Below are 5,352 nucleotides of genomic sequence, written 5' to 3' on the forward strand. Positions count from 1 at the left end.
CGGGGCGCGTGCGCTCGTCAGCGGGCTGCCCAACGTGAAATGGCTTCTCGGAGACCGTGGCTACGATGCCGACTGGTTCAGAGAAGCTTTGCAGGACAAGAAGATACGCCCCTGCATCCCGGGCCGGAAGAAACGGAAGACGCCGGTAAAGTATGACAAACGGCGATACAAACGCCGTAATCGCATCGAGATCATGTTCGGCAGGCTCAAGGACTGGCGGCGCGTTGCGACACGCTACGACCGATGCCCGCAGACCTTCTTCTCGGCGATAGCTCTCGCCGCGACCGTCATCTTCTGGCTTTGAGGGAGAACGAGTCCTGAGCCTAAATTACTTGAGCGAGAAAGATGAAAATAGATCGGGTGTGATTTTTCGCCTATGGGGTGATCAGTTCCAGAACCTTTTCACGGGTCGAAGGGTGCACGATGAACTGATTGAGATGCACAGAAAATCTCTGATCGAGAACTTCAGCTAAATCATCCGAGGCAAGTGCAACGAGTTCAGAATATTTTCTATAACGTATTGTGACCGGAAGACCCGCGATATTTGTTGCATTTGTCATCCCCAACTCAAAATCATGCGCAAAGAATTGCAGATCAAGAGTCCAATCGGCCAAAGGCCCTCGATCTTCCAACTCCTCAACCCTAAGCGGGATAACGTTATTCATCGTGAATAAGTGGTCTTGCACGTATCGCTCAGTCAGTCGCCCTCCATGAGCTTCAATCGCAGTGATCCACATTTCTTCTGCGTGCTTTAGCTCCGCATCGCCAAGCTTCTTCTGGGATGTATTTGTCGTGAAGACGCTGTCCCCAAACCCGCGCAGGCGCCAGTTTTTGAGGTCGCCGGCTTCCAGGATGGCAATGGAGTCTGTAAGTCGTTGTTCTACTACACCTCGAGTGCCGGTGTTCCCAAGTGAAACTCCACGCAGCAGTGCCTCCGATGAGGCCGAGTCGAACGCGGGGATTTGGTGCGCCAAGGCACCCCCGGCCTCGCGAGACGTACGCACAATACGATGCAGCACAGCTCGAAGGTACTGACCGAGCGCAGATCTTGACGGATCGCTCATTCGATCAAGTCCGGACAAGATGTCGGTAAGGGACCGCGCACTGTTGCGCTCTTTTTTCTTTTTCGCCGATGCCCAGCCTGCATTAAGCGTGTCAACACTTTTTGCATTATTTAGGAATGGACTTAAGCCGACATTCAAGCCAGCTTCGTTATATCTATCTCGAAGCCAAAGCACACCTTCTCCGCGTGGGCTGAACTCGTACCCATTTGTCAGGCGATGATTGAAGAGTGCTAAAAGGCTGATCTGAAAGTGCAGCATCGTCAGATATGGCGCATGAGGCTCTTCTATGATTAAATTTCCAAGCTGGCCTGTTAGATCTCCCGTGTACCCAAAACTTTCGCCAGTGGCTCCTACAAAGGATACGCACCCTTCTATATCGAGATCACCCAACAATTCTGGCTCGGCCTCAGCATCACTATCGAATATTGATTGGATCATTGCCGCAGGTGCTTCTTGCTTCAACTTACATGCATCCAAGATGAACCGCGGCGTCGACCAGCTTTTTCCAAGCTGGATACCATCCGCCAATAGGATGGAGTAGATTCTTGAAGCTGTCATTCGAGCGCCGGAAGCGAGCAGCAGCATGGTGTGGGTGTGCGAAAGCACTCGCTTGGCGTCTTGATGTGACACCTTCTCTTCATCAACGACCCTTGCATGGAGATCGAAGTAAGAACTGGCGAACGACTGCAAGATGCGCTCTGAGGTCGCCGGATCCCCAAGGGCGGCCGGCTCTATGATGAACGTTGAAGGAGCAAGCCCGGGAGAAAAAAGTAGGCGTTCGATGAACGACCGAAATGCGTCGCTTGGCTGAGATGTTCGCTCCCAGTTCGACGCCTCAAGGTCGACCCAATCAACCATGTCCTCTTGAACACCGAGGTCATTCATAATCTCTGCCGCTCGAAGGCCGTACTCGTCGCCGGTTCCGGGCTTAACGGGTAGCAAAAGGGTGCGTATGGCAGTATCGAGCGCGTTCGACATAATGATTCCGTAAAGATTTTCCTGCACGTTTAAGCAGAAAGTCACTCGCGGGAAAGATCAACATCTTGCTTTCGAGACTGCCTTAGGCACAAATGAGAGCAAAACAATCGGGCTTTGGAGGCATGTATGGGAGACGAGCACACTCAGAAGCGGCTTGCCGTCTCGCTGTTTAGCGGAGCCGGCGGGATGGACATCGGCTTCGCCCGGGCAGGCTTCGAGTCTCTGGTCGCCTGCGAGATTGATGCCGACGCATGCGAGTCCTTCAATAAAAACTTACACTTGGTGGGCCACCGGGGTAACGCGATCACGCCAACTTCCGTAAGAGACATTGATCTTTCGCGCGTGCCGGAGGACATTGACATCGTGTACGGTGGCCCACCATGCCAAGGTTTTTCAGTAGCCGGCAAGATGGATCCTGACGACGAACGGAGTGATCTGATCCATGCCTTCTTCGACACAGTTGACGAACTGAAACCCCGGTCATTTGTGTGTGAGAACGTGAAGGCGTTGGCCATCTCAGACCGTTGGGCGGCTGTCCGGAAGAAGATCTTCGACCGAACTAACCCACGGTATAGCGTAGCGCTCGTTGTGTTGACCGCGACAGATTTTGGCGTTCCGCAAAATAGGGAACGCATGTTCCTCATCGGTGTACGTCGTGACCTATATGATGCTGGCGGTGACGCTCTGATGACAGACGTGCAGCAGCGCCTCGACAGCCAACGGGCAGCCCCGCCGACTGTAGCTGAGATCGTTCGGAGCCTCGGCGCGGCAGGCTCAGCCAGCAATCCGGTGACGTGCACGGCCAAGGTCGCGTTCGCGAAGTCACCGATCCTTCGCAAGTCTCCTTACGCGGGCATGTTGTTCAACGGCGCGGGACGGCCAATTCGCAGCGAAGGATTCTCGTCCACGCTGCCTGCCTCGATGGGTGGGAACAAGACGCCCATCGTTGACGAGGCGGAGATTCTGCAAGGGAAGCCGAGTCTGATAGAAGCATATCACGCAAAATTGCTGAAAGGCTGCAAGGCGAAGCCTGGGGAGGCACCAAAGCGACTTCGCCGCCTGACCATCAAAGAGTGTGCACGCATCCAGACCTTCCCCGACGAATACAACTTTCATGGCAAGAAGTCGTCGGTCTACCGACAAATCGGGAATGCTGTTCCGTGCAAGCTTGCCGAAGCTGTCGCTCGAAGTGTGGACGGAATTCTGAGCGAAGCGGAGGCTTCCCGAGACTCGCAAGACGCGGCTTGAACGGAACCCAAATCTGATCAGTCAAGAGCTTCGTGACGGGGATTGCGAGGCAAGGGTGCCACCCTTGCCAAGTTAGTCCGTGTCGCGGTCGATGTCATCTATGCCACCCCGCCGGGAGGCGCCTTGGGGGTGTCCAGAGGGGGGCATGGCGAATGCCTCCCTCTGGCCCGTGCGGGGAGCACTCGATGGAGGGGGTTCGGGGGAGGAGAGCGAAGTCTCTTCCCTCCGGGAGCAGGGGGTTCAGGGGGAGTGCGGAACGATGACCCTGATCCGGCGGAAGCCTCCCGCGGAAGGCGCGGGGTCCCGGGGCAGAGCCCTGGGCGAGCGGCAGGACGAATGCAGGTGCCGCAGGCACCGGAGTTCGTCCTGCTTAGTGAGTAAATTCCTTTTCCACCCCTGAATCCGACCTCAGCACGAAGCGCCCCAAGACGCTGAACCCTCCGTTAGCGTTTGCCCCCGTATGGCTCCTCCGCCGAGGAGGTCATCATGGCGAGAAAGAAGCACCCGGTCGTCCTGCGGTTCGAAGGCATGTTCCCCGCGGACATCGCCGGCTACGAGGTCCACCGCAAGCGAGAGGGCGGCGACCTCGGACACATCCACTTCAAAAGTATCGAGCTGCCCGACCCGATCATCGGCCCCAAGGACTGGGCCGACAAGATCAGGGACGAGATCAACGAAATGAAGATGACCACCTTCGCGGCCGAGCTTGAGTACCATGAAAGGCGAAAAGATCGGGAGGCCGTCAGGCGGCGCATGGCCGAGGGGCCGAAGGATCCTTGGCGGAAGACGCGGCATGGACCGATGCGTGAGGTCATCCTGACGGCGAACAGGGATTGGTTTGCTGAAACCGAGTATTCCAACATCGAGTTCGATGACAAGCGGCAAAGGCAGTTCGAGGCGCACGCGAAGGAATGGCTCCTCAAGACCTTCGGCAACGATCTGGTGCACGCCCGGTCGGACAGCGATGAGGATGCCTTCCACATCCACGCGGTGATCGTGCCCCGCGTGACGGTCAAGAAATACGGGGTCGAATGCCCGGCCCTGCAACCCTCGAAATACGCGTTCATCAAGGATTACGAGAAGGCGCAGGACGACGTGGGCGAATGGTTCAGCCAGATCGGTCTGGTCCGCGGGGCGCGGGATGCGGCTGCACGCCGTCAGGCCCGCGAAAACGGAGAAGAGGTGCCGGAAAAGCGCCGCCATGTCCGCACCCGACAGTGGCGCCTGGATCAGGAGAAGAAGATCGAGCAACGCAAGGCGGAGCTGGATGAGCGTGAAGCCGTGGCTGCGGCCAAGGATGCAGAGCTGACGGCGCGGTCTCAGGCCGTGGAGGCTGGCGAACGAGCGCTTGAGGCGCGCGGATTGAGCCTTGCCGAGCAGACGGCCGCGACTGAGGCGAAGGGCAAGGCAGTCAACGCGCGCAGTGCCGAGCTTGATGACCGGGCGGCGCAACTGACAGAACAGGCAAAGGACGTCAGCGCGCGGGAAGAAGCAGTGGCGATCCGCGAGGTCGAAGTCAATGCCATCGTCGCCGTGGCCGATGCCGTCGCAGAAGGCGCCATCGACCTTGATGCTCCGATGGAGGACATGCTCCGCCCCACTGATCTGCCGGACGCAAAGGAAACCGTCGTGCGGGTAAAAGTCGCGGCCGCGAAAGCCCCTGAGCGCGTGATGGGCTTCCTCGTCCGGCTGCGGGCTGGATGGAAGCGCATGCGCGGCGATGCCCGCGAGACCGCCGAAGTGGAGATCCGGGAAACCTTCCAGGATGCGCAACTGAGCCTGGCAGAGGCTGCCAAGTTGTTACAGAAAACCGGAGCGGCCCTGCCTGTCGCCGAACGGCCCGCATTCAAGGAGCGGCAGAGCCGGTTCCGCGAACTCGCCGACCGCATCGCACGTCGCGTCAGCGTGGGGTTCGTGCGGCTGGATCAAGGGCGGCGCGTTGGACAGAAGGGGCAGGCGGATCAGCGCGCCTAGGGTCAGGACTCGTTCTCTCTCAAAGCCAGAAGATTACGGTCGCAGCAAGTGCGATTGCTGAGAAGAAGGTTCGTGGGCAGCGGTCATA

4 protein-coding genes are annotated in these 5,352 nt (G+C 58.0%); 3 read left to right on the forward strand and 1 reads right to left on the reverse strand.

Annotated features, from left to right (window positions below):
* Positions 1–304: IS5/IS1182 family transposase (locus BLQ71_RS25595; RefSeq protein ID WP_074623759.1), on the forward strand; the 304-nt coding region annotated here is incomplete at its 5' end.
* Between the two features lie 70 nt (positions 305–374).
* Here the strand turns inward: BLQ71_RS25595 and BLQ71_RS25600 are convergent.
* Positions 375–2,042, reverse strand: coding sequence for a hypothetical protein (locus tag BLQ71_RS25600; protein WP_074623760.1), 1,668 nt, complete (start codon positions 2,040–2,042; stop codon positions 375–377).
* 126 nt (positions 2,043–2,168) lie between these two features.
* On the opposite strand from BLQ71_RS25600, the gene BLQ71_RS25605 reads away from it, so the two are divergent.
* Positions 2,169–3,290, forward strand: coding sequence for a DNA cytosine methyltransferase (locus tag BLQ71_RS25605; RefSeq protein WP_074623761.1), 1,122 nt, complete (start codon positions 2,169–2,171; stop codon positions 3,288–3,290).
* 486 nt (positions 3,291–3,776) lie between these two features.
* The gene (locus BLQ71_RS25610) at positions 3,777–5,264 is read left to right on the forward strand and encodes a hypothetical protein (protein ID WP_074623762.1); all 1,488 of its coding nucleotides are present in this window, start codon (positions 3,777–3,779) and stop codon (positions 5,262–5,264) included.
* Positions 5,265–5,352 lie beyond the last annotated feature (88 nt).

Origin of the sequence: Antarctobacter albus (assembly GCF_900101505.1) — a bacterium.
Taxonomy (GTDB): Bacteria; Pseudomonadota; Alphaproteobacteria; order Rhodobacterales; family Rhodobacteraceae; genus Antarctobacter; species Antarctobacter albus.

Excerpts from the sequence above, each read along its gene's own strand:
- BLQ71_RS25600 (WP_074623760.1), bottom strand. The coding sequence starts at position 2,042 with ATGTCGAACGCGCTCGATACTGCCATACGCACCCTTTTGCTACCCGTT.
- BLQ71_RS25605 (WP_074623761.1), top strand. The coding sequence starts at position 2,169 with ATGGGAGACGAGCACACTCAGAAGCGGCTTGCCGTCTCGCTGTTTAGC.
- BLQ71_RS25610 (WP_074623762.1), top strand. The coding sequence starts at position 3,777 with ATGGCGAGAAAGAAGCACCCGGTCGTCCTGCGGTTCGAAGGCATGTTC.